Annotated in this window: 18 protein-coding genes; 12 read left to right on the plus strand and 6 right to left on the minus strand. The window is 72.9% G+C overall.

Going from position 1 to position 23252, the window contains the following annotated elements; all coding sequences use genetic code 11:
• Window positions 1-116 precede the first annotated feature (116 nt).
• The 5 genes from AB0761_RS26900 (at window position 117) to AB0761_RS26920 (ending at window position 6923) form a co-directional block, all read left to right on the plus strand.
• Window positions 117-1358 (plus strand): CopD family protein, encoded by a 1242-nt coding sequence (locus tag AB0761_RS26900; protein ID WP_377271704.1) that lies wholly within the window; start codon window positions 117-119, stop codon window positions 1356-1358.
• Window positions 1359-1449: 91 nt separating this feature from the next.
• On the plus strand, window positions 1450-2589 hold the full coding sequence (gene efeO / locus AB0761_RS26905) for an iron uptake system protein EfeO (RefSeq protein ID WP_377271705.1): 1140 nt from the start codon (window positions 1450-1452) through the stop codon (window positions 2587-2589).
• A gap of 626 nt (window positions 2590-3215) precedes the next feature.
• Window positions 3216-4640: a phytoene desaturase family protein gene (locus tag AB0761_RS26910; RefSeq protein ID WP_377271706.1), complete on the plus strand. Its 1425-nt coding sequence runs from the start codon at window positions 3216-3218 to the stop codon at window positions 4638-4640.
• Window positions 4641-5007: 367 nt separating this feature from the next.
• On the plus strand, window positions 5008-6024 hold the full coding sequence (gene rfbB, locus AB0761_RS26915) for a dTDP-glucose 4,6-dehydratase (protein WP_377271707.1): 1017 nt from the start codon (window positions 5008-5010) through the stop codon (window positions 6022-6024).
• 359 nt (window positions 6025-6383) lie between these two features.
• Complete coding sequence (locus tag AB0761_RS26920; RefSeq protein ID WP_377274344.1) at window positions 6384-6923, plus strand: DoxX family protein; 540 nt, start codon at window positions 6384-6386, stop codon at window positions 6921-6923.
• Between the two features lie 228 nt (window positions 6924-7151).
• Here the strand turns inward: AB0761_RS26920 and AB0761_RS26925 are convergent, their stop codons facing one another.
• On the minus strand, window positions 7152-8024 hold the full coding sequence (locus AB0761_RS26925) for a LysR substrate-binding domain-containing protein (protein ID WP_377271708.1): 873 nt from the start codon (window positions 8022-8024) through the stop codon (window positions 7152-7154).
• Between the two features lie 115 nt (window positions 8025-8139).
• Here AB0761_RS26925 and AB0761_RS26930 point away from each other — a divergent pair, with 115 nt between their 5' ends.
• The 7 genes from AB0761_RS26930 (at window position 8140) to AB0761_RS26960 (ending at window position 16878) form a co-directional block, all read left to right on the plus strand.
• Entirely contained in the window at window positions 8140-9168 is a 1029-nt protein-coding gene (locus tag AB0761_RS26930) for a bile acid:sodium symporter family protein (protein ID WP_377271709.1), read from the plus strand.
• 391 nt (window positions 9169-9559) lie between these two features.
• Window positions 9560-11158: an ABC transporter substrate-binding protein gene (locus AB0761_RS26935; protein WP_377271710.1), complete on the plus strand. Its 1599-nt coding sequence runs from the start codon at window positions 9560-9562 to the stop codon at window positions 11156-11158.
• Window positions 11155-12108, plus strand: a complete 954-nt coding sequence (locus tag AB0761_RS26940) for an ABC transporter permease (protein WP_377271711.1) — start codon at window positions 11155-11157, stop codon at window positions 12106-12108. Before AB0761_RS26935 ends, AB0761_RS26940 begins: the two co-directional genes overlap by 4 nt.
• Window positions 12105-12998, plus strand: coding sequence for an ABC transporter permease (locus AB0761_RS26945; RefSeq protein WP_377271712.1), 894 nt, complete (start codon window positions 12105-12107; stop codon window positions 12996-12998). Before AB0761_RS26940 ends, AB0761_RS26945 begins: the two co-directional genes overlap by 4 nt.
• Window positions 12995-14029 (plus strand): ABC transporter ATP-binding protein, encoded by a 1035-nt coding sequence (locus AB0761_RS26950; RefSeq protein WP_377271713.1) that lies wholly within the window; start codon window positions 12995-12997, stop codon window positions 14027-14029. The genes AB0761_RS26945 and AB0761_RS26950 overlap by 4 nt, the downstream gene beginning before the upstream one ends.
• A complete protein-coding gene (locus tag AB0761_RS26955; RefSeq protein WP_377271714.1) occupies window positions 14026-15009 on the plus strand; it encodes an ABC transporter ATP-binding protein in 984 nt (327 codons plus the stop codon). Before AB0761_RS26950 ends, AB0761_RS26955 begins: the two co-directional genes overlap by 4 nt.
• A 45-nt stretch (window positions 15010-15054) precedes the next feature.
• The gene (locus AB0761_RS26960; protein ID WP_377271715.1) at window positions 15055-16878 is read left to right on the plus strand and encodes a gamma-glutamyltransferase family protein; all 1824 of its coding nucleotides are present in this window, start codon (window positions 15055-15057) and stop codon (window positions 16876-16878) included.
• An 84-nt stretch (window positions 16879-16962) separates the two neighbouring features.
• On the opposite strand, the gene AB0761_RS26965 is transcribed toward AB0761_RS26960, so the two are convergent.
• From AB0761_RS26965 to AB0761_RS26985, 5 genes are all read right to left on the minus strand, one after another.
• On the minus strand, window positions 16963-17628 hold the full coding sequence (locus tag AB0761_RS26965) for a response regulator (RefSeq protein WP_377271716.1): 666 nt from the start codon (window positions 17626-17628) through the stop codon (window positions 16963-16965).
• Entirely contained in the window at window positions 17625-18923 is a 1299-nt protein-coding gene (locus AB0761_RS26970) for a sensor histidine kinase (protein WP_377271717.1), read from the minus strand. The genes AB0761_RS26965 and AB0761_RS26970 overlap by 4 nt, the downstream gene beginning before the upstream one ends.
• Before the next feature lie 29 nt (window positions 18924-18952).
• Entirely contained in the window at window positions 18953-19792 is an 840-nt protein-coding gene (locus AB0761_RS26975) for an ABC transporter permease (RefSeq protein ID WP_377271718.1), read from the minus strand.
• Window positions 19789-20736: an ABC transporter ATP-binding protein gene (locus AB0761_RS26980; protein WP_377271719.1), complete on the minus strand. Its 948-nt coding sequence runs from the start codon at window positions 20734-20736 to the stop codon at window positions 19789-19791. The genes AB0761_RS26975 and AB0761_RS26980 overlap by 4 nt, the downstream gene beginning before the upstream one ends.
• 406 nt (window positions 20737-21142) lie before the next feature.
• A complete protein-coding gene (locus tag AB0761_RS26985; RefSeq protein WP_377271720.1) occupies window positions 21143-23170 on the minus strand; it encodes a protease pro-enzyme activation domain-containing protein in 2028 nt (675 codons plus the stop codon).
• Window positions 23171-23252 lie beyond the last annotated feature (82 nt).

The following is a 23252-nucleotide window of genomic DNA, read 5'->3' on the forward strand; positions in this document are numbered from 1 at the left end:
TGGGCGGCCGTGCCGGCGGCCCGGAGGTGCCGGGGGCTGCATTGCCAAGGTTGGTTAGGTATGGCTAACCTAAGTCCCCTTGCTGTCCTGTCCCCCTGCACAGAGGCTGGCCGACCATGTCCATATCCGCTGCCCTGCCCTATTCCGCAGCACCCGCACCGTCCACACCGCTGGGCCCGTTCGCGGACACCGCTCTGACCTGGACGACCTGGGTGGCGCTGATGGGCTTCGTCGGACTGGCAGCCCTGGCACTGGTGGCCGCCGGACCGGCGGCCCGCCGCATCGGGCCGGACACCTACGCCGCGGTGACCGCGCGACTTGCCGCCGCAGCGGCCGCCCTCGGACTCCTGGCCGTGCCCGCCGCACTCACCGACAACGCCCATGCGGCGTCCGAGAGCGGCGGCTACGACTACGGCTCAGCCTGGAACTCCCTCTACGACGGGTCCACCCCCGGACTTCTGTGGGGCCTTGACATCACCCTCTGCCTGGTCGGCGCCGCACTGGTCGCGCCGCTCGCCTCCCGCCGGTTCGCCGCAGGCCCGGCACGAGCGTGGCTGCTCGGGGGCGGCCTGGCCGCCGGCGCGGTCGCGCTCATCACCACCAAGTTCCCCGACAAGAAGCCCGACAACTGGGGCCGCACCGTCTTTGGGACGCTGATGTGGGTACTGCACCTCCTCGGCGGCGCCGTCTGGATCGGTGGACTGATCGGCCTGCTGCTGCTCGCCCTGTCCAGCAGGATCCGTCCGGAGGACCGGGCCGTGTTCTGGTCGCCCGCCATCCGCCGCTTCTCCGTCACCGCCATGAGCTGTGTGGCCGCGATCACGCTCTCCGGCCTGTTCCTGTACTGGGGGCACGTCGACGGGCCCTCCCAGCTGGTCACGACCATGTACGGCCGCGTCCTCGGCGTGAAGATCCTCATCTTCGGCGCCATGCTGCTCCTGGGCGTCTTCAACCAGTTCTGGCTGCACCCCCGGATCGACGCCCTGCGCGCGGCCGGCGACCAGCGCCCGCTGCGCACCATCCTGTTCCGGACGTTCCCGGTCGTGGTCGGCGTCGAGGTCGCGCTCGCCCTCGCGCTGCTGTTCGTCGCCCCCTTCCTGCACGGTTCGGCCCGCAACCAGGCCTTCCAGGCCGACGCCGCCAAGCACGCCACCACCGCTTCCGTGAAGGACCTGCCCAAGCTCCCCGCCAAGCAGGCCCACGCGTCCACCTGGATCCTGGGCACCGCCGAAACGGCTGCCGTCATCGCCCTGATGGTGGCGGGTTACCGGGTCTCCGGGCGCCTCGCCCGGCGCCGCACCGCCCTGGTCGCCGCCCCCAGCGCACCCGCCGACCCGGACGCCCTCGTCCAGGCCTGACCCGCACCCCCGGCTCCCCGGCCGACCGCACGGTGCGCCTCAGCCGACTGCCCGCCGTGTGCCCCTTTCTTCTCTTCTCCCGGAGTCCGCCATGCCTGCCCGTCGACCCGCTGCAGCAACCCTCATCGTCCTCACCATGGCCGGGGCCGCTCTCACCGGCTGCTCGAAGAAGGACACCGCCACGGGTGACGGAGCGGTCGAGGTGACCGCGTCCGACAACGCCTGCCAGGTCTCGAAGTCCGCCTTCCCGGCCGGCTCCGTCCGGCTGGCGGTGCACAACACCGGGGCCAAGACCACCGAGGTCTATGTCTACGCTCCCGGCGACAGGATTGTGACGGAGCGGGAGAACATCGGCCCCGGCACCAAGGTGACCATCTCCGCCCAGATCAAGGCGGGCTCCTACGAGGTCGCCTGCAAGCCCGGCATGACCGGGGACGGCATCCGTCAGAAGATCACCGTCACCGGCAAGGGCGCCCCCGCCAAGAACGACCCCCGGCTGGACAGCGCGGTCGCCTCGTACCGCACGTACGCGCAGGAGCAGGCGGACGCCACGATCCCCGTGGTGCAGCGGTTCGCGGACGCGGTCAAGGCGGGCGACATGGCGAAGGCCAAGTCGCTGTTCGCCCCCTCCCGGGTCGGCTGGGAGCGTACCGAGCCGGTCGCGGAGTCCTTCGGCGACATCGACCCCAGGACCGACACCCGTGAGGACGGTCTGGAGCCGGGCCAGAAGTGGACCGGCTGGCACAAGCTGGAGAAGTCCCTTTGGGCCGACGGCAAGGTCACCGACGACGACAAGAAGCTCGCCGACGAGCTGGTCGCCGATCTGACGGACTGGCAGAAGCGGGTCGGCAAGGCCGACATCACCGCCACCTCGATGGCCAACGGTGCCAAGGAACTGCTGGACGAGGTCGCCACCGGCAAGGTCACCGGCGAGGAGGACCGCTACTCCCACACCGACCTCTCCGACTTCCAGGCCAACGTCGAGGGCGCGGAGAAGGCCTATGTGCTGCTGAAGCCGGTCGTCACCGAGAAGGACCCGGCCCTGGCCGGCACTCTGGACCGCGAGTTCGCCGCCATCCGCAAGCTGCTCGCCGGGTACAGGCAGGCCGACACCACCTTCACCTCCTACGACAAGGTCACCAAGCCCGAGCGCAAGACCTTCTCCGACGCCGTCAATGCGCTCGCCGAGCCGCTGTCCAAGCTGGCGGCCGCCGTACTCGCCGACAAGTGAGCACCCCAGGCCTCGGTGTCCGGCGGGTGAATCAGGACACCGGATCCGGATCGTGCCGATCCTGGACCGCCGCGCCGGCTTTGAGCCAGCCGTAACGCCACTCCGGCTTCGTCGGACGAACGGGGTCCAGTCGCGGTGCTGTCGGCGGAGGCTCGACACGCACCGGGTGGAGGCGGTGGGCGCGCCGCTGCCACCGCTCGCGCGGTTGTACGGTGCGGGGGTTGTCGAGGTGGGATTCACCAGGGCACCCGGCAGGGCGCTCGGCGCGACGGCGAGTCCGCGGTCGGTACCGTCCGGGGCTGGCACGTCGGTGAGGGTCGTCTGCACAATGGGCAGCCGTTGTGGTGTCCGGGAATCCCGGGCTTCGCCGAGGGTGGGCCGAGGGCCGTCGTGCCGGAGCCGCGGCCCGTGCGGCGGAGGTGCCGCCACTGCCTGACAGCCGACGCGCCGCCCCTGGCCCGATCGAGTCGAGGAGGGACATGTGAACGTGGGTGCCATGGTCACCCGCCGGCCCCCGCAGGACGACGGCCGGCCGTCCCGTGCAGCAGGGCCGTCCCCGTGCCGCGGGGCCGTCCCCGTGCGGCGGCCCGGGCGTGCGGCTCCGACCCCCGCCGTGGTGACGGCGCATGAGTGACGCGATCGTGGTGGGGTCCGGCCCCAACGGGCTGGTCGCCGCCGTCGCCCTGGCGCAGCAGGGGCTGGCGGTCACCGTCCTGGAGGCCGCGGAGGAGATCGGCGGCGGCGCCCGCAGCAGCGAGCTGACCGTGCCCGGGGTGCTGCACGACCACTGCTCGGCGGTGCATCCGATGGCGGTCGCCTCGCCGTTCCTCCGTACGCTCGGCCTGGAGCGGTACGGCCTGGAGTGGGCCTGGCCGGAGGTGGACCTCGCCCATCCGCTGGACTCCGGCCGGGCTGCGGTGCTGGTCCGCTCGATCGAGCGGACCGCTGCGGGCCTCGGCGCGGACGGTGCCGCCTGGCAGCGGCTTTTCGGGCCGTTGGCGGAGTCGTACGACGAACTCTGCGACGACCTGCTCGGTCCGGTGCTGAAGCTGCCCCGGCATCCGGTCCACGTCGCGCGGTTCGGACTGACGGCGCTTCAGCCGGCCACGCTGATCGCCCGCCGCTGGCGGACCGAGGAGGCGCGTGCACTGTTCGCGGGGGTGGCGGCACACCTCTTCCACCGGCTGTCCGGCCCCATGAGCGGGGCGGTGGGGCTGATGCTCACCGCCGCCGGACACCGGTACGGCTGGCCGGTCGCCCGCGGCGGCTCCCAGGCGCTCACCGACGCCCTGGCCGCCCTGCTGAAAGACCTCGGCGGCACCGTCGAGACGGGGGTGCGGGTGCGCTCCCTGGCTCAACTGCCGCCCGCAGACGCGGTGGTGCTCGATGTCGCCCCCGGCGCCGCCGCCGACATCTGCGGGGACCGGCTGCCCCCGCGGGTCCGGCGCGCCTATCGGCGGTGGCAGCACGGTCCGGCGGCGTTCAAGGTCGACCTGGCCGTGGAGGGCGGTGTCCCCTGGCTCAACCCCGACTGCGGGCGGGCCGGCACCGTCCATCTCGGCGGCCCCCTGGAGGAGGTCGTCCACGCCGAGCGGGAGACCAGCCTGGGCCGGATGCCCGAGCGCCCCTTCGTCCTGCTCGCCCAGCAGTACCTGGCCGACCCCGGCCGCTCCGCCGGGAACGTCCACCCCGTCTATGCGTACGCACACGTCCCCCACGGCTACAGCGGTGATGCGACCGGCGTCGTGCTGGACCGGATCGAGCAGTTCGCGCCGGGGCTGCGGGAACGGATTGTGGGCACCTCCGTCCGCGGGACCACCGCACTGCAGGCGTACAACCCGAACTACGTCGGTGGAGACATTGTCACCGGCGCCAACACCGCCTGGCAGGTCGCGCTGCGACCGAGGCCGGCACTGGACCCGTACCGCACCGGGATCCCCGGTGTCGTGCTCTGCTCGGCGGCCACTCCGCCGGGCGCCGGCACCCACGGCATGAGCGGTTACCACGCCGCACAGTCCGTCCTGCGGCAGCTGGGCGAACGGCGGCGATAGGGCCGTGGAGGGCCTCACCCGACCGGGCCGGCGACCGTGCCGGCCCGGCCGGTTCGGGCCGTCAGCCGGGGGTGGCATTGCGGAGACCGGGGCGCGCTGCTGCATGGTGCCGCCACCCGCGCCGAGCGTCAAGCCGCCCGGGTCAAGCCGCCCGGGTCAAGCCGCCCGGGCGGCGGGGTCGCAGCCACGGCGGACCGCCCGGAGGAGGCGCCGCATGCCGACCGTGTGCCCGCCCGTCCCGATGACCAGGCCCCAGTGGACGCCGCCGGCCGGCCCGGGGGACCGCATCCGCTTCCGGCCGATGGCTGGGAACGGATTTTGCGGATATTCATGGGAGGCGGCTTCAGTCGACTCAGCAAGGTGCGCAATGAATACTCCTCCCCCGTCCGCGCGGATTCTGGTGACCGGTGGCGCCGGGTTCATCGGATCGCACTACGTGCGGACGCTCCTCGGTGCGCAGGGCCCGGCCGGTGTCCCGCGGCTGACGGTGCTCGACAGGCTCACCTACGCCGGCAACCCGGCCAATCTCGATGCGGTACGGGACGACCCGCGGTTCTCCTTCGTCCGCGGGGACATCTGTGACCAGCAGCTGGTGGACCGGCTGGTCGCCGGCCACGACCAGGTGGTGCACTTCGCGGCCGAGTCGCATGTCGACCGCTCCATCCTGGCCGCGGGGGAATTCGTCAGGACCAATGTGCTGGGCACCCAGACGCTGCTGGACGCGGCCCTGCGGCACGGCGGAAGGACGTTCGTCCATATTTCCACCGACGAGGTGTACGGGTCGATCGACTCAGGCTCGTGGCCCGAGGAGGACCCGCTGCGGCCCAATTCGCCCTATGCGGCCTCCAAGGCCGCGGCGGACCTCATCGCCTTGGCATATCACCGCACCCACGGGCTGGATGTGCGCATCACCCGGTGTTCCAACAACTACGGCCACCACCATTTCCCCGAGAAGATCGTGCCGCTGTTCGTCACCAACCTCCTCCAGGGCCGCAGGGTCCCGCTGTACGGCGACGGGTCGCAGATCAGGGACTGGCTGCACATCGACGACCACGTCCAGGGCATCGAACTGGTCCGCACCCGCGGCCGGTCCGGGGAGGTCTACAACATCGGTGGTGGCACGGAGCTCAGCAACAGGGAGCTGACCGGGATGATCCTGGCCGAGTGCGGTGCCGACTGGAGCATGGTGGAGCGGGTGGCGGACCGCCCCGGCCACGACCACCGCTACTCCGTCGACTGCCGGAAGATCACCGAGGAGCTCGGCTACCGCCCCCGGCGGGACTTCGCGTCCGGACTGGCCGAGACCGTCGCCTGGTACCGGGAGAACCGCTCCTGGTGGGAGCCGCTGACCCGGCGGCAGACCGACCCGGCGACGGACCGGTGAGCCCGCAGCCGGCCATGGACACCATCGGCAGCAGGTCATGGCCCGGCATCCGGCACGCCGCCGCCGTGCCGACGGAGTCGGCGCCACCTCGCGGACCACCGTCGCGGACCACCGTCGCGGACCGGATCCGGCGGGTCCGGGGCTGCGGAGCATCGCAGGTTCCGGGCCTTGGGCATGTCCCGCCGCGGGGCGCACCATCGCAGTAGGGGGTGGAACGCCTCGCCGGAAGGATCCGGGCCCGGCAAGCCCCCTTCCGCGTACACGGCGCCCCCTGGAAGGCCTTCCACCCGAGCGCATCGGCTCCCGGTGCCCGCCACGGAGCCCGCACCGGCCGCCGGAGCGGGAAGAGGCACGACATGATGAGAATGCTCAGCGAACGGCGGTCGGAGGCGCCCGTCCCGATCGACCGGCTGCACTCCCCACCCGGCGTCGACATCGGCGTCCTCGCCCTGCGGCTGACCGTGGGGCTTCTGCTGGCAGGCCACGGCGCGCAGAAGCTCTTCGGTCTCTTCGGCGGTTCGGGGATCTCCGGCACCGGCAAATGGTTCGCGTCCCAGGGCTACCGGCCGGGTGAGTTCTTCGCCGGATGCGCCGGGGTCTCGGAGGTCCTCGGCGGTCTGGGGCTGGCGGTCGGCCTGCTCACTCCGCTGGCTGCCGCGGCCCTGGTCGGCGTCATGATCAACGCGATGGTGACGACCTCGGTCCATGGGCTCTGGGACGTCGACGGCGGACTGGAACTGCCGCTGTGCGTGGCCGTGGTGGCACTGGCGGTCACAGCGATCGGGCCCGGCCGCTATGCCCTCGACCGGCTCTTCCCCTGGCGGTGCGGAGGGCTGCGCGCCGCCGCCTTCGCCCTGGTCCTCGGTGGTGTCGGTGCGGCGATCGTGCAGGCCGTGTGACCGGCCCGGCCGGGATCCGGCTGGGGTACGGCCGCGCCACCGCGGGTCGAACGCACACGGCAACCGCCCGGCGGCGAGCGGTCATCGCTGTCCCGGCGGGATGACCGCCGGCTCCATCTGCGGCAGCCGGATCCCCCGGACCTGTGGTGACGGACCGGCCGCCGGCCGTCGCGGTGGGACGCGGATCCGCCGTGGCCCGTGTGCGCCGCCGCACCCGGCGCCCCGGGTTCAGCTCTCCAGGGCGCCCGAGCGGTGCAGCCGGCCGCTGTCGGCGACGATGGCCGAGGCGAGGGCCCGGGCCGCCTCGCCGTCCGCGCCCTTGCCGCCCAGCAGGACGAAGTCGACTCCGCCCAGGTCCGGCAGCCCCCAGTGCGGGCCGACCGGCGCCAGCCCGATCGGCACCAGCCCCTCCGCGTGCGCGAAGACCCCCAGACCGGCGAGTGCCGCGGCCCGCACCCCGGTGAGGCTGCCGGAGGTGCAGGCGATCCGCCACCGCCGGCCGTCGCGCTGCAGTGCCGCCATGGCGCGTTCCCGGGTGATGCTCGGCTTGGGATAGACCACCAGCGGGACGGTGCCGTCCGTGTCCGGCTCCGCGCCGGGCCCGCCCACCCAGATCAGCCGGTCCTGCCGCACCAGACGGCCGTGGGCCTCTCCGACGAGCCGCTTGGCCAGCACCAGATCGAGTCGCCCCGCCGCCAGCCGCTGCTGCAGAGTGGCGCTCAACTCGACGGTGAGTTCCAGGTCCACATACGGATGGCGGCGGCGGAACGCCCGCAGCACGGCGGGCAGCTCGCTCAGCACCACGTCCTCGGAGACGCCGAAGCGCAGCCGGCCGCGCAGGCTGGAGCGCGCGAAGTGGCCGACGGCCCGCTCCTGCACATCGAGGATCGCCCTGGCGAACCCGAGCATCGCCTCCCCGTGCTCGGTGAGCGCGACCGAGTGGGTGTCGCGCAGCAGCAGCACCCGGCCGGCCGCCTCCTCCAGCTTCCGGACGTGCTGACTGACCGTGGACTGCCGCAGTCCCAGCCGCTCCGCGGCGCGGGTGAAGCTCATGGCCTCGGTGACGGCGAGGAAGCTCCTGAGTTGCACTGGGTCGAACATGCCGAGAACGCTATCGCGTTCTGTGATCACAATCAGAGCGGCCACCGTGTTTCCGCATGGCCGCCCCATAGGACAGGATCTCGGCATTCGCACCACCAGCACTAAGGACCCATCCATGCCCCGCCCGTTCGCCAGCCGTCTCCGGCCCCTTCGCCTTCCGAAGGTGGATCCCTACATCGCGGCGCTCCTGGGCACCGTGCTGCTGGCGACGCTGCTCCCGGCCAAGGGCAGCGCCGCGGACACGGCCGGAGACGCCACCACCGTGGCGGTCGGAGTGCTGTTCTTCCTGTACGGCGCCCGGATGTCCACCCGCGACGCCTGGGAGGGCATCCGGCACTGGCGGCTGCACCTGCTGGTGCTGCTCTTCACCTTCGTCCTGTTCCCGCTGCTCGGGCTGGTGCTGCGGCCCGCCGCAGGATGGCTCCTGGGCTCCCAGACGGCCACCGGGCTGCTCTTTCTGTGTCTGTTGCCGTCCACCGTGCAGTCCTCCATCACCTTCACCTCCATCGCCGGGGGGAATGTGCCGGCCGCGGTCTGCGCGGGCTCCTTCTCCAACCTCCTCGGTGTGCTGGTGACCCCGCTGACGGCGGCCTGGCTGCTGGGCACGGCGGGGGGCGGCTTCTCCGCGGACTCGCTGCTGTCCATCGGGGAGCAGCTGCTGCTGCCCTTTGTCGCCGGGCAGGTGCTGCGTCACTGGATCGGCGCCTGGGTCACCCGGCACCGCAAGGTGCTGGGCCTGGTGGACCGGGGGTCGATCCTGCTGGTGGTGTACACCGCCTTCAGCGAGGGCGTGGTGGCGGGGATCTGGCATGACATGCCCGTTCCGCGGCTGCTCGGCCTGCTGGTGGTCGAGGCGGCGCTGCTGGCGGTGGTGCTGGCGGTGACCTCCACGGTCTCCCGCCGGCTCGGTTTCGGCCGGGAGGACCGGATCGCGATGGTCTTCGCCGGTTCCAAGAAGAGCCTGGCCAGCGGGCTGCCGATGGCCAGCGTGATCTTCCCGGCCGCCACGGTCGGGTTGATGGTGCTGCCGCTGATGCTGTTCCACCAGATGCAGCTGATGGTGTGTGCGGCCCTCGCCAGGCGCTGGGCGCGGGCCCCGGAGCCGCAGCGGCCGGAGCCCCAGCCCGTGGCGAGCGGCGCCTGACCGGCGCCTCCCGTCAGCCGGAGTACCGGAATCCGGACCTCTGGTCGTCCAAGCAGATCCGATGACTGTGATCGCAGTCCATGAAGACCACCTGAGGGCACCAGGTGCCCCCAGGCGCCGTACCGGATTGTCGCCGGCTCTGAAGGAAGGCATCTGACCTGTGCATATATCCCTCTGGTCGCCCGGATCCGGGCGCCGCCGGGCCTGGCTCGGCCGCGCCCGTGCCGAGGCCGGAAGATGGGCGCGGTTCGGTGCCCCGGTGGCGCGGAACGCATCGGATGTCCGGAATCCGGACAGCTTCTTGTCCGACCGCGGACCGGCTCATAGTGTCGCGGAATCCCCGACCCGGCCCCGTCCCCAGGCCCGAGCCCGCTCCGAGAGGTGCCACCCCATGCGCCGCTGGACAGCAGCCCTGCTGCCGGTCGCGCTGCTGCCGCTCTCCGCGTGCGCCTCGCTGAACACCTCGACCACCGAGGTCGGCGCGGTACGGATGACCGACGACCGCCCCGTCCGCAACGGCGGCACCCTCACCGTCGCCATCAAGTCCGACCCCGACAAGCTCGACCCGTCGCTGTCGACCACCCTGGTCTCCCGCACGCTCTTCTCGGCGATGTGCGAGAAGCTCTACGACGTCGACGCCGACAACCAGGTCGTGCCGCAGCTGGCCACCGCGCTGCCGCAGACCTCCGCGGACGGACGCACCGTCACCATCCCGGTCCGCACCGGGGCGAAGTTCAGCGACGGCACCCCGCTGGACGCCCAGGCCGTCGTCACCTCCCTGATGCGCGACAAGAACATGCCGGGTTCCGCGCGGTCGACCGAGCTGGGCCCGCTCACCAGCGCCGAGGCCGTCGACCCGCACACGGTGCGGCTGCACCTGGCGCAGCCCTATGTCCCGCTGGTCAGCGTGCTCGCCGACCGGGCCGGCATGGTGATGTCGCCGACCGCGCTGACCAAGTACGGCACCGACTTCACCAACCACCCTTCGTGCGTGGGACCCTTCAGGTTCGTCGAGCGCGTCGCCGGCGACCGCGTGGTGCTGGCCCGCGACCCGAACTACTACGCGGCCGGTTCCGTGCACCTGGACAAGGTGGTCTTCAAGACCATCACCGACGGCTCGGTGCGCCTCGCCAACCTGCGCTCCGGCGACGTCCAGGTCGGCGACCAGATGGCGCCCGTGGACGTACGCAGCGCCCTCACCGAGTCCGCTCTGCAGCTCTTCGACTCGCCCTCGCTCGGCTACCAGGGCCTCGGCCTCAACATGGGCAACACCCAGGGCGTCGGCAAGCCCCCGGGCAAGCTCGACGGCCCCTTCGCCCACGACGTCCGGGTGCGTGAGGCCTTTGAGCTCTCGCTGGACCGCGACACCATCAACAAGGTCGTCTACCAGGGCATGTACGCCACCGCCTGCGGTCCGATCTCCCCGGCCGCCGCGCTGACCGCCGGCCCGGCCACCTGCCCCGGCCGCGACGTCGCCAAGGCCAGGCAGCTGCTGAAGGAGGCCGGTGTCAGCACCCCTGTCCATGTCGAGCTGAAGATCTCCACGTCCCCGGAGGACAGCCGCATCGGCCAGGTCATCCAGGCCATGGCCAAGGAGGCCGGCTTCGATGTGACGCTGCGGCCCATGGAGTACACCTCCATGCTCACCGACACCAACAACGGCCACTACGACGCCTACCTCAGCGGTTGGTCGGGCCGGCTGGACCCGGACGGCAACATCTCCTCGTTCGTCAAGACCGCGGCCCCGCTGAACACCTACGGCATCTCCGACCCGGCCATCGACAGGCTGATCGACGAGGGCCGCACCACCTCCGACCCGCAGGCCCGCAAGGGCGTGTACCAGCAGCTGGTCCAGCGGATCGGCGACCTGCACTCGCTGATCTACCTCTACCGGCAGAAGAACTACGTGGTGGCCAGCAAGGACGTCGCCGGCCTCAAGGTCTTCGGCGACGGCCTGATCCGAGTCGGAGATGCGGGGTATGTCGCATGATCCCCTACCTGCTGCGCCGCGCCGGGCAGTCCCTGGTGACGCTCGTCCTGGTGAGCGTCGTGGTCTTCCTGGGCGTCCGGGCACTGCCCGGCGACCCCGCGCTGGCCATGGCCGGTGAGACCCCGGACCCCAAGCTGGTCGCCGCCATCCGGCACCAGTACGGCTTCGACCAGAGCCTGCCCGTCCAGTACTGGAAGTTCGTCAGCAACGCCGTCACCGGGAACTTCGGCACCTCCTCCCGGACCGGCATGTCGGTGACCCACTCCATCCTCTCCGCCGCCCCCGTGACGGTCGAACTGGCGCTGCTGAGCCTGCTGCTGGCGACCCTGATCGGGATCGGCGCCGGGGTGGCCGCGGCGGTCCGCCGCGGACGGCCCACCGAGTGGCTGGCCAACGCCGTCGCGCTGCTGGGCCTGTCCGTGCCGTCCTTCTGGCTCGGCATCGTCCTGGTGCTCGCCTTCGCCGTCGCGATCCCGCTCTTCGCGGCCTCCGGGTTTGTGCCGATCGCTGCGGACCCGCTGGACAACCTGCACCGCATGGTGCTGCCGGCCCTGGTGCTGGGCTCCGGCATGGCCGCCGTGGTGATGCGGCAGACCCGCTCCTCCATGCTGGAGTCGCTCTCCGCCGACTACGTCCGCACGGCCCGCGCCAAGGGCCTCGCCCGCCGCCAGGTGGTGTACGGCCACGCCCTGCGCAACAGCCTGATCACCGTCACCACCGTGCTCGGCCTCCAGCTGGGCCAGCTGATCTCCGGCGCGGTGGTCACCGAGCAGATCTTCGTCCTGCCGGGCTTCGGCAAGCTCACCCTGGACGCCGTCACCAACCGCGACTACGCGACCATCCAGGGCGTCGTGCTCTGCACCGCCACCGCGTACATCCTGGTCAACCTGCTCGTCGACGTCCTGTACTCGGCGATCGACCCCCGCATCCGGATCGGAGGCGCCGCATGAGCACGGCCACCGCCACCCCCGCGCAGCAGTCCGTGCCCGCCACGCCCGCGGCCCGCCGCCCCGGCAGGCTGCACAGCCTGGTCCGCAGCCCGCTGGCCCTCACCGGCCTGGTGATCGCCGTGGTGCTGGTCGCCGTGGCGCTGGCCGCGCCGCTGATCACCCCGTACGACCCCACCCTGCCCGACTTCGACCGGGTGCTCTCCCCGCCGTCCCTCGCCCACTGGCTGGGCACCGACGACCTGGGCCGCGACCAGCTCGCCCGGGTGATCTACGGGGTGCGGGCCTCCATGCAGGTCGGCCTGCTCGCCGTGGTGCTGGCCTTTGTGGCCGGGGTGCCGCTGGGCCTGGTCGCCGGCTACTACGGCCGGCTCGCCGACACCGTGGTCTCCCGGCTCACCGACACCATGCTGGCCTTCCCCTTCCTGGTGCTGGCCGTCGGCCTCGCGGCGGTGCTCGGCCCCTCGCTGCTCAACGCCACCATCGCCATCGGCGTCGCCCAGGTCCCCGCGGTCGTCCGGATCACCCGCGCCGAGACCCTGCGGCTGAGGCATCTGGACTACGTTGCGGCAACCATCGCCAACGGCGGCGGCGACGGCACCGTGCTCTTCCGCCGGATCCTGCCCAACGCCGCCTCGGCGCTGATCGTGCAGGCCACCGTGGGCATCCCCGGCGCCATCCTCGGCGAGGCCCTGTTGAGCTTCCTCGGCCTCGGCGTCCAGCCGCCGTCGCCCTCGCTCGGTGTGATGCTCTCCAGCGCCCAGTCCTTCATCGCCCAGGCGCCTTGGATGGCCGTCTTCCCCGGGCTGGTCATCGTCGCCGCCACCCTGGCGTTCAACCTGCTCGGCGACGGACTGCGCGACGTCCTCGACCCCCGCGGAGGCACCGCATGACCCCCACCCGAACCGGCGGCCCGGAACCGGTGCTGACCGTCGACGGCCTCACCGTCTCCTTCCGCTCCCGGTACAGCTCCGTGCAGGCCGTGGACGGGGTCTCCTACGAGCTGGCGCCCGGCGAGGTGCTGGCGGTGGTCGGCGAGTCCGGCTGCGGGAAGTCCGTCACCTCCATGGCGGTGCTCGGGCTGCTGCCGTCCGCCGCGCACACCACCGGGTCCATCAGGTTCGCGGACGGCAAGGGCGGCACCCGTGAGCTGCTCGGCGCGGACGAGAGGACCCTGGGCTCGGTCCGCGGCAAGGAGATCGCGATGATCTTCCAGGAGCCGATGACCTCGCTCAACCCGGTCCTCACCATCGGCCGGCAGATCTCCGAGGTGCTCCGCCGCCACCAGGGCATGAACCGCGGTCAGGCCCGCGCCCGCGCCGTCGAACTGCTCGGCCTCGTCGGCATCCCCGCCCCCGACCGCCGCGTCGACGAGTACCCGCACCAGCTCTCCGGCGGTATGCGGCAGCGGGTGATGATCGCCATCGCGGTGGCCTGCGACCCCCGGGTGCTGATCGCCGACGAGCCCACCACCGCCCTGGACGTCACCGTCCAGGCGGGCATCCTGGATGTGCTGCGCAACCTCCGCGAACAGCTCGGCACCGCCATCGTGCTGATCACCCACGACCTCGGGGTGGTCGCCGACATCGCCGACCGGGTGCTGGTGATGTACGCCGGACGCGCCGTCGAACAGGGCACCGTGGACGAGGTCTTCGCCGAGCCCCGCCACCCCTACACCCGGGGGCTGCTCGACGCCGTGCTCCGCCCCGGCACCCGGCCTGAGGGCGGGCGGCTGCGGGAGATCCCCGGAGTCGTCCCCCGGCTCACCGAGTCCCCCGACGCCTGCACCTTCGCCCCGCGCTGCGACCGGGCCGAGGAGCGCTGCACCACACTGCGACCCGTCCTGGACACCGCCGCCCACGCCGCGGCCTGCTGGCGTCCCCTCGCCGCCGCCGCCCCCGCACCCTCGGAGGCCACCCGATGACCGCGACCGCAGCCTCCGAAGCCCCGCCGGCCCTGGAGATCACCGATCTCACCCGGCACTACCCCCACGCCCAGGGCACCGTCCGCGCCGCCGACGGCGTCACCCTGACCGTCCGCCGGGGCGAGGTGCTGGGCCTGGTCGGCGAGTCCGGCAGCGGCAAGTCCACCGTCGGCCGCTGCGCCGTGCGCCTGGACACCCCCACCTCGGGCACCGTACGGGTCAACGGCACCGACATCACCCGGCTGAGCGCCCGCCGGCTCCGCCCGCTGCGCAAGGATTTCCACCTGGTCTTCCAGGACCCGTCCTCCTCCCTCGACCCCCGGATGACCGTCGGCGACCTGATCGCCGAACCGCTGCGGCTGCACCGGCTGGCCGCCGGCGCGGAGCTGGAGGCACGGGTCACCCGGCTGCTCCAGCAGGTCGGCCTGCGGCCCGACTTCGCCGACCGACGCCCGCACGAGCTCTCCGGCGGACAGCGCCAGCGCGTCTCCATCGCCCGTGCCCTCTCCGTCGACCCCGACCTGCTGATCGCCGACGAACCCACCTCCGCTCTGGACGTCTCCGTCCAGGCGGCCATCCTCAACCTGCTCGCCGACCTCCAGCGCGACCGGGGCTTCGGCTGCCTGTTCATCACCCACGACCTGGCCGCTGTGGAGTTCCTCGCCAACCGGATCGCGGTGATGTACCTCGGGCAGATCGTCGAACTCGCCGACACCGCGGACCTCTTCGCCGACCCCCGGCACCCCTACACCCAGGCCCTGCTGTCCGCCGCCCCGCTCCCCGACCCGGCGGCCCAGCGCGGCCGCGAGCGGATCGTGCTCTCCGGCGACCTGCCCAGCCCCGCGGCGCCGCCCCCCGGCTGCCGCTTCAACACCCGCTGCCCGGTCGCCGTGAACCGCTGCCGGACCGAGGTCCCGGAGCTCCGTACGCTGCCCGGGACCACCCGGCAGGTCTCCTGCCACCTCGCCGCCGACAGCTGAGCCCACGGCGCCCGCCCGAACCGACCCTCCCCAGGAGCCCCGCACATGTTCACCACCCGGCCCACCCTGCAGGGCACCTTCGGCATGGTGTCGTCCACCCACTGGCTCGCCTCGCAGTGCGCGGCGGCGGTCCTCGAGGGCGGCGGCAACGCCTTCGACGCCGCCGTCGCGGCCGGTTTTGTGCTGCATGTGGTCGAGCCGCACCTCAATGGACCGGCGGGGGAGGTGCCGATCATCCTCGCCCCGGCCGGGGGCCGCCCGACCGTGCTCTGCGGACAGGGCCCGGCCCCCGCCGGGGCGACGGTCGAGCACTACACCTCGCTCGGCCTGGACCTGGTCCCCGGCACCGGGCCGCTGGCCGCCGCCGTCCCCGGCGCCTTCGACGCCTGGATGCTGCTGCTGCGCGACCACGGCACCCGCACCGTCGGCGAGGTCCTCTCCTACGCCGTCCACTACGCCGAGACGGGCCATCCCGCCGTGGAGCGGATCGGCGCCACCGTGGAGGCGGTCCGCGAGCTCTTCGAGAACGAGTGGACCAGCTCCGCCGAGCTCTACCTGCCCGGCGGCCGCGCCCCCAGGGGCGGCGAACTGCTGCGCAACCCCGCACTGGCCGCCACCTGGCGGCGGGTCATCGCCGAGGCGGAGGCCGCGGGCCCCGGCCGTGAGACCCAGATCGACGCGGCCCGCCGCGTCTGGCGCGAGGGCTTTGTCGCCGAGGCGATGGTCCGCGCCGCCGCCCGACCCGCCATGGACACCTCCGGTGAACGCCACCGAGGCACCCTCACCGGCGACGACCTCGCCGGCTGGAGCGCCTCCTACGAGGAGCCGGTGACCCACGACTGGAACGGCTGGACGGTGTGCAAGGCCGGACCGTGGAGCCAGGGCCCGGCCTTCCTCCAGCAGCTCGCCCTGCTCCCGGACGACTTCGGCACCGAGGACGCCACCCGCTACGGCACCGCCGGATACGTCCACACCCTGGTCGAGGGCACCAAGCTGGCCATGGCCGACCGCGAGGCCTGGTACGGCGACGCCGCCGAGGTGCCCGTGGAGGCGCTGCTGTCCAAGCGCTACAGCGACGAGCGGCGCGCCCTGATCACCGAACAGGCCAGCCTGGAACTGCGCCCCGGCTCGCCCGACGGCCGCACACCCCGGCTGCCCGCCCATGTCCTCACCGCCGCGGCCGACACCGGCGAGGACCGCTTCGACGCCATGGGCACGCTGCCCTCGGGTGCCGGCGAGCCCACCGTCGCCCGCGACGGCCGCACCCGCGGCGACACCTGCCACCTGGATGTGGTGGACCGCTGGGGCAACATGGTCTCCGCCACCCCCAGCGGCGGCTGGCTCCAGTCCAACCCGGTCATCCCCGAACTGGGCTTCCCCCTCGGCACCCGGCTGCAGATGACCTGGCTGGAGCCCGGTCTGCCCAACTCCCTCACCCCCGGACGCCGCCCCCGCACCACCCTCACCCCGTCGCTGGCCCTGCGGGACGGTGAGCCGGTGCTGGCCTTCGGCACGCCCGGCGGCGACCAGCAGGACCAGTGGAGCCTGAACTTCTTCCTGGCCGCCGCGCTGCGTCCGGCGGTACGCGGCGGCTGGGACCTCCAGGGCGCCGTTGACGCCCCCAGCTGGCACACCGACGCCTTCCCCGGCTCCTTCTATCCGCGCGCCATGCGGCCGGGCAGCCTGGTCGTCGAGGAGCGCATCGGCGCCGAGGCCATCGCGGAACTGCGCCGCCGCGGCCACCGCGTCACCGTCGCCGACCCCTGGTCGGAGGGCCGTCTGTGCGCCGTCGCCCGCAACCCGGAGACCGGGGTGCTGTCGGCGGCCGCCAACGCCCGCGGTATGCAGGGCTACGCGGTCGGACGCTGACCGTGCTCCGGTCGCTGCCGGCCCGCCCGGGGGGCGGGCCGGCAGCGACCGGTCCCGTCCCCGGCCGGGCCGGTGCGCGCCGGCTCAGGTGGGCAGCACCAGACGGTTCTCATAGGCGAAGACCACCGCCTGCACCCGGTCGCGCAGCCCCAGCTTGAGCAGCACCCGGCTGACATGGGTCTTCACCGTCGCCTCGGCCAGACACAGCTCCGCGGCGATCTCCGCATTGGAGAGCCCCCTGGCCACCTGCAGCAGAACGCTGCGCTCACGGGCGGTCAGCGCCTGCACCGCCTGCTCGGCCGGGCGCCGGCCGCCGTCCACCGGGAGCTGGGCGGCGAAGGTGTCGAGCAGCCGCCGGGTGATCCGCGGTGCCACCACCGCGTCGCCCGCCGCGACCAGGCGGATGGCGTCGAGGAGCTCATCGGGCTGGGCGTTCTTGAGCAGAAAGCCGGAAGCCCCGGCACGCAGTCCGGCGAAGGCGTACTCGTCGAGGTCGAAGGTGGTCAGGATGATCACCTTGGTGTCCGGGCAGCTCTCCACGATCTGCTGGGTGGCCTCGATGCCGTCCATACCGGGCATCCTGACGTCCATCAGTACGACGTCGGCCTTCCGCTCGGCGGCGAGCCGGACGGCCTGGGCACCGTCCTCGGCCTCGCCCGCCACTTCGAGATCCGGCTGGGAGTCGATGATCAGGGTGAAGGCGACACGCAGCAGCGGCTGATCGTCGACCAGCAGCACACGGAGGGTCATCCGGAGGTCAGCTCCTCGGGGTCGGCGGGCCGGGGGCCGAGGTCCAGCGCGACCGCGACCCGCCAGCCGCCCCCGGGCAGCGGCCCTGCGTGCAGCTCACCACCGTACGCCGCGGCGCGTTCCCGCATCCCTGTCACCCCCTGGCCGGAACGCGGATTCACGGCCCGCAGCGGGCGCCCGTCGTCCTCCACCGACAACTCCACGGCGGTGGGCGAGCAGTGCACCCGGACCCGTGCACGGGCTCCGGGCGCGGCGTGCTTGAGCGTGTTGGTCAGCGACTCCTGGACCAGCCGGTAGACGGTGAGCTGCGCCGACGGCGGCACCGCCGCCGGGGCGCCGTCCAGGGTCAGCCCGGTCGGCAGACCCGCCGCCTCCACCTGGGCGACCAGCGCGGTCAGCTGCCCGAGGCCGGGCTGCGGATGCCGCAGCGCGTCCGGCTCGTCGGCGCGCAGCACACCGAGGAAGCGCCGCATGTCGGTGAGCGCCTGCCGCCCGGTCTCGGCGGACTGCCGCATCGCGGCCGTCGCCTGCTGCGGGGCATGGGGGTTGGCGTAGACGGCCCCGTCGGCGAGGGCGACCATCACCGACAGATTGTGGGTGACGATGTCATGCATCTCGCGGGCGATCCGGGAGCGCTCCTCGGCCACCGCCAGGGCGGCCTGCTGGTCGCGCTGGCGCTCCAGTTCGCGGGCGCGCTGGTGCAGGGCCGCCAGCTGGGCCCGCCGGGCGCGGACGTTCAGCCCCAGCACCAGGGCGGCCAGCGTGGTCCCGGAGAGCAGCACAAAGACCCTGGCGCCGGCCTCCAGCGGGTCCCGGTACGGAGGACTCGGCACCCACCGCAGCACCACCAGCAGCACCCCCAGCTCGGCCACCGCATAGGCGGTCAGGGTGCGGCGGCGCGGGCAGTGCGCGGCGACGGTGTAGAGGGCGAACAGCACCGCCACGTCCGCGGGCATGCCACGGGTGGTGAGCCACTGGACGAAGGCGACGGCGGCCGTCACCCCGAAGACCGCGTACGGCGCCCGGCGGCGCAGGCCCAGCGGTAGCACCAGCCCCAACTGGAGCAGCAGCATCCCGGGGTGGGCGGCCAGCGACCTGTGCTGGGGTGCGGCGGTGAGCGCCAGCAGGCCCAGGGCGCAGGCGAGGTCCACCGCGGTCGGGTAGCGCTCGTCGAGCACCCGCAGCCGCAGCCGACCCGCTGCTGCGGCCCAGCGGCTGAGCAGCGGGGCGGACCCCGGGGCGACGGGGGGCCGCCCGGGGGTGGCCGGGAGGGTCCGGCCGGCTATGGAGTCCACCGGGCCATTGTCGTATGCGGGTCCGGCGGTCACGCGTCCCGTCGCCTCAGAGCAACGGCGGCACCGGCGAGCGCTGCCGCGGCGTAGCAGCACAGCACCGCGAAGCCGGTCCAGGGGGCGAGGTCGCCCGGGGCCTGGTGCACCACGGCCAGCGCCTGGCCGGCGTTGCTGGGCAGATAGGGCGCGATGGCGTCGTGCCAGTTGCTGGGGAGCGCCTCCGCCAGGCCGGGGACCACCAGCAGCAGGCCGAAGACGGTGGCGATACCGCCCGCGGTGCTGCGGATCAGCGAGCCCAGGCCGACGGCCAGCAGCCCCACCACCGTGAGGTAGAGGCCCGCGCCGAGGACCGCCCGGGTGACCCCGGGGGCGGAGAGGGTGGTGTCCGCGTGCTTTGCAGCCAGCACCGACTGGCCGACCAGGAAGGCGGTCACCGCGGAGGCCGTCGCGACCACCCAGGTGACAGCACCGAAGACGGCGGCCTTGGCCCAGAGCACCGGCAGCCGCCTGGGCACGGCCGACAGCGAGGCGCGGATCATGCCGGTGGAGTACTCACCGCTGACCACCAGCACCCCCAGCACCCCGATGGCGAGCTGCGCCGGCAGATAGCCGCGCAGGCTGTGCTCCGCCGGGGTGAAGTGGGCCCGTTCCCCGGCGGGCAGCCGGTCCCAGTGGCTGACCGTCGCCCAGCAGAAGAGCGTGCCCAGCGCCACCGTGAGCACGGCGGCGGCCAGCAGCGTCAGCCAACTGGAGCGCAGCGTACGGAACTTGATCCACTCCGAGTGCACCACCCGGAGCAGGGTGACCCGGCCCTCGGCCGGCCCGCTCGAGCCTCCGGGGCCGGCGGGGGCGGTGACGGCGGCGGCGCTCATGCGGTGGGCTCCTCGATCAGGACGGGGGCGGCCGCGACGGCCTCGTACTCCACGGCGTCCCTGGTGATCTCCATGAACGCCTCCTCCAGCGACGCCTGCTGCGGGGTCAGCTCGAAGAGCACCAGCGAGTGCTCGGCGGCCAGCCGGCCGACCTGCTCGCTGTCGGCTCCCTCGACCAGCAGCACCCGGACGTCGTCCCCGGGGGTGGCCACCACCCCGGGCAGGGCGCCGAGGAGCTCGCCGAGGCGCACCGAGTCGGGGGTGCGTACCCGGACCGTGCCGCCGCGTGACGCCCGCCGGGTGAACTCGGTGACGGAGGTGTCGGCGATCAGCCGTCCGCGGCCGATCACGATCAGATGCTCGGCGGTGAGGGCCATCTCGCTCATCAGATGCGAGGAGACCAGCACGGTCCGGCCCTCCGCGGCCAGTGACTTGAGCAGATTGCGGATCCACAGGATGCCCTCGGGGTCGAGCCCGTTGACCGGCTCGTCGAGGATCAGCGTGGCCGGGTCGCCGAGCAGCGCCGAGGCGATGCCCAGCCGCTGCCCCATGCCGAGCGAGAAGCCGCCGGCCCGTCTGCGGGCCACCTCCCGCAACCCGACGGTCTCGATCACCTCCTCCACCCGGCGGCGCGGGATGCCATGGGTGGCGGCCAGCGCCAGCAGGTGGTTGAAGGCGCTGCGGCCGGTGTGCACCGCGCGGGCCTCCAGCATCGCGCCCACCTCGTGCAGCGGGGCACGGTGCTCGGCGTATCTGCGGCCGTTGACGGTGGCATGGCCCGCGGTGGGGGCGTCAAGACCGAGCAGCATGCGCATGGTGGTGGACTTGCCGGCGCCGTTGGGACCGAGGAACCCGGTCACGATGCCGGGGCGCACGCTGAAGCTGAGGTCCTCGACGGCGGTCCTGGGGCCGTATCGCTTGGTCAGGCCGACGGCTTCGATCATGGGGGGTCCTCGTGGCCGGATGCTGGTTGCCTCTTCCACGCTAGGGACCGCCCGGGGGTGTCGCGAGCGCCGCCGGGTTGATTCGCCCCGCAGGTCACCGCGCCCTGCGATGCAGCCGGGGTACATCTCAGGGATGACCTGCCGGTGTGCGGCGGTGTGCGGCCCGGCCGGGGCGGTGCCCCACCGGTGCCGGCGGGGCGGCCGTCGCGGGGTGGGGGGCTGCTCCAGCCGGGTGGCGCAGCCGGTGGGCGGCCGCACGCCCGACCGGGTCCGGGCCGTCGCCCGTGCGGTCCGCGGTGCACCGGGCCGCCCCGGGGGCCGGCCGCACACCTGCGGACATGGGCACGGGCCCGGGGGAGCCATCTCTCCCCGGGCCCGTGCTGTCTGTGCGGTGTGGCTGCGCTGCCTACTTGAAGGAGTCCAGGTAGTACCGGGTCGGCGAGCCGACGCCGGTGGCGCTGTCGTAGCCCTTGACGGCGTTCAGGGTGGTGTCCTCCCCGAAGCCGATCAGGCGGACCCGCAGCGCACCGTCGATGACGCCGAAGTCGGCGACGGCGTTCAGCGGGGCCTTGCCGTGTGCGGCGGCCTGGTCGACGACGTCATTGAAGGCCTTGCTGCCGGACCGCGAGTAGAGCGCCGGGTTGGCGAAGCCGATCGGCCGGCCGTGCCGGGCCTGGATGGCGTCGGCCTGGACGGCGGAGAACTCCGGGGCCGAGACGCTGGTGCCGCCGTAGCCGCCCTCGCTGTACGGGGCGCCGTCGGACATGCCGACCAGCACCGAGGTGTACAGGTCGCCGTTCATCGAGACGTCCGGGGTGACCCGGCGGGCCGAGGCGGCCTTGGCGCCCGTCATCAGGGTGCCGGAGAGCGACCTCGGCACCGTGCCCTTCTGGTACCACGGCTGGGCGAAGTCCTCGCTGGTGCCGCCGCCGCCGCCGAAGTAGAAGTAGCCCGGCAGCGGCGACCAGCTGGCGCCGTCCGCCGACAGCACCGAGCGCAGGGTCCCCATGTCGGTCTCGAAGCCGTAGGAGCCCTTCTTGTCCTCGGTGCCCAGCGCGGTGCCGCCGACCGAGGTGACCCACGAGGAGGAGTCGGGCCAGTTGGCCTGCGCCCTGGTGGTGCTGGGGTCGCAGTTGACGCCGGTGGCCGCGGCGGCGGGCGAGGAGTCGCCGCAGTCGCCGGCCGAGAAGTTGAAGCCGATGCCCTCGATGGCGCCCTGCTGGAACACCTGCTCATAGGCGGCGATCAGGCCCGGGTCGACGTCGCCCGTGGTGGAGTGCATGATCTCGCCCCACGAGTTGGAGACCACGTCGGCGAGGTGCTTGTCCACGATGGTGGTGAGCGAGCTCAGCAGGTCCTGGTCGTTGCAGGAGTCGGCGCCGACGTAGACCACATTGGCGTCCGGGGCGAGCCCGTGCACCATCTCGACGTCCAGCGCCTCCTCGCCGGCCCAGCCCTCGGGGCCGCCGCAGAGGTCCTCGCTGTTCCAGTTGGCCTGGTTGACGATCTCGGTGTACTGGCCGGACCGGAACGCCTTGTCCCCGTGGGCGGTGGCGAACTGGTTGGCGTCGGCCAGCATCGTGGAGGAGGCGTAGGCGTCCACGATGGCGACGGTGGCGCCCTTGCCGGTGAGGCCGGAGGCGTTGATGCCGTACGCCTGGCGCAGCTGCGACGGTGCGAAGGAGCACTCGTCGTAGGTGGTGTTCGTGGTGTAGCCGACCGGGCCGCCGTCGACCTTCTTCTGGCCCCAGTAGTCGGAGCAGGTCGCGTCGTTGCTGATACCGCCGCCGGACTTGCTGCCCGCGCCGCCCGCCGAGGTGCGCACCCGGACCGAGCTGGGCTTGACCTTGGGCGTGACCGTGCTCAGCCCGGAGATGCCGAGGACGGCGGAGGAGACCTGGGACGGCACCACGGCGTCGGCCGCGGGGGCGTGCCGCAGCTTGCCGCCCACGCTGTACTGGTGGATGCCGGTGCCGAACGCCTTGGCGTGCGCCGAGGCACTGCCGCTGACCTCGATGTAGTGCGCGTTGGCGGCGGTGATGGTCAGCCCGGCTCCGGTGAGCCAGCTGCGCACGGCCGCGATCTGCTGCGCGGAGGCGCCGAACCGCTGCTGGACCTGGGCCGCGGTGAGGAACGCGCCGTACTGCGCGCTGCCCTCGGTGGAGACCGCCTGCGCATAGGCGGCCAGACCCGCCGGGTCCTGGCCGGCCAGGTAGACCCGGGCGGTGAGCTTGGTGGAGGCGGGGAGCGAACCACGGTCGGCTGAGGCCTTGGCCCACGCGGGGTGGGTGCGGGCGAGGGTGCGGGCCGCGGGCTTGGCGGCGGCCTGCGAGGGCACCGCGGCGGCCAGCGTTCCGACGGCCAGGGCGAGGGATGCCACCGTGGCGCCGGCTATCCGGCCGCGGCGGCTACGGGGTTGGACTGTACGAGTCATGACGGGCTCCCGGGATGATGTTCAGTCAGCAGGCGAACATACTGCCCACTTGCGGGTCTGTGTTCAATGGGGCCTCTGGGGG

This window comes from Peterkaempfera podocarpi, from assembly GCF_042466665.1.
In the GTDB taxonomy this organism is placed as follows: Bacteria; Actinomycetota; Actinomycetes; order Streptomycetales; family Streptomycetaceae; genus Peterkaempfera; species Peterkaempfera podocarpi.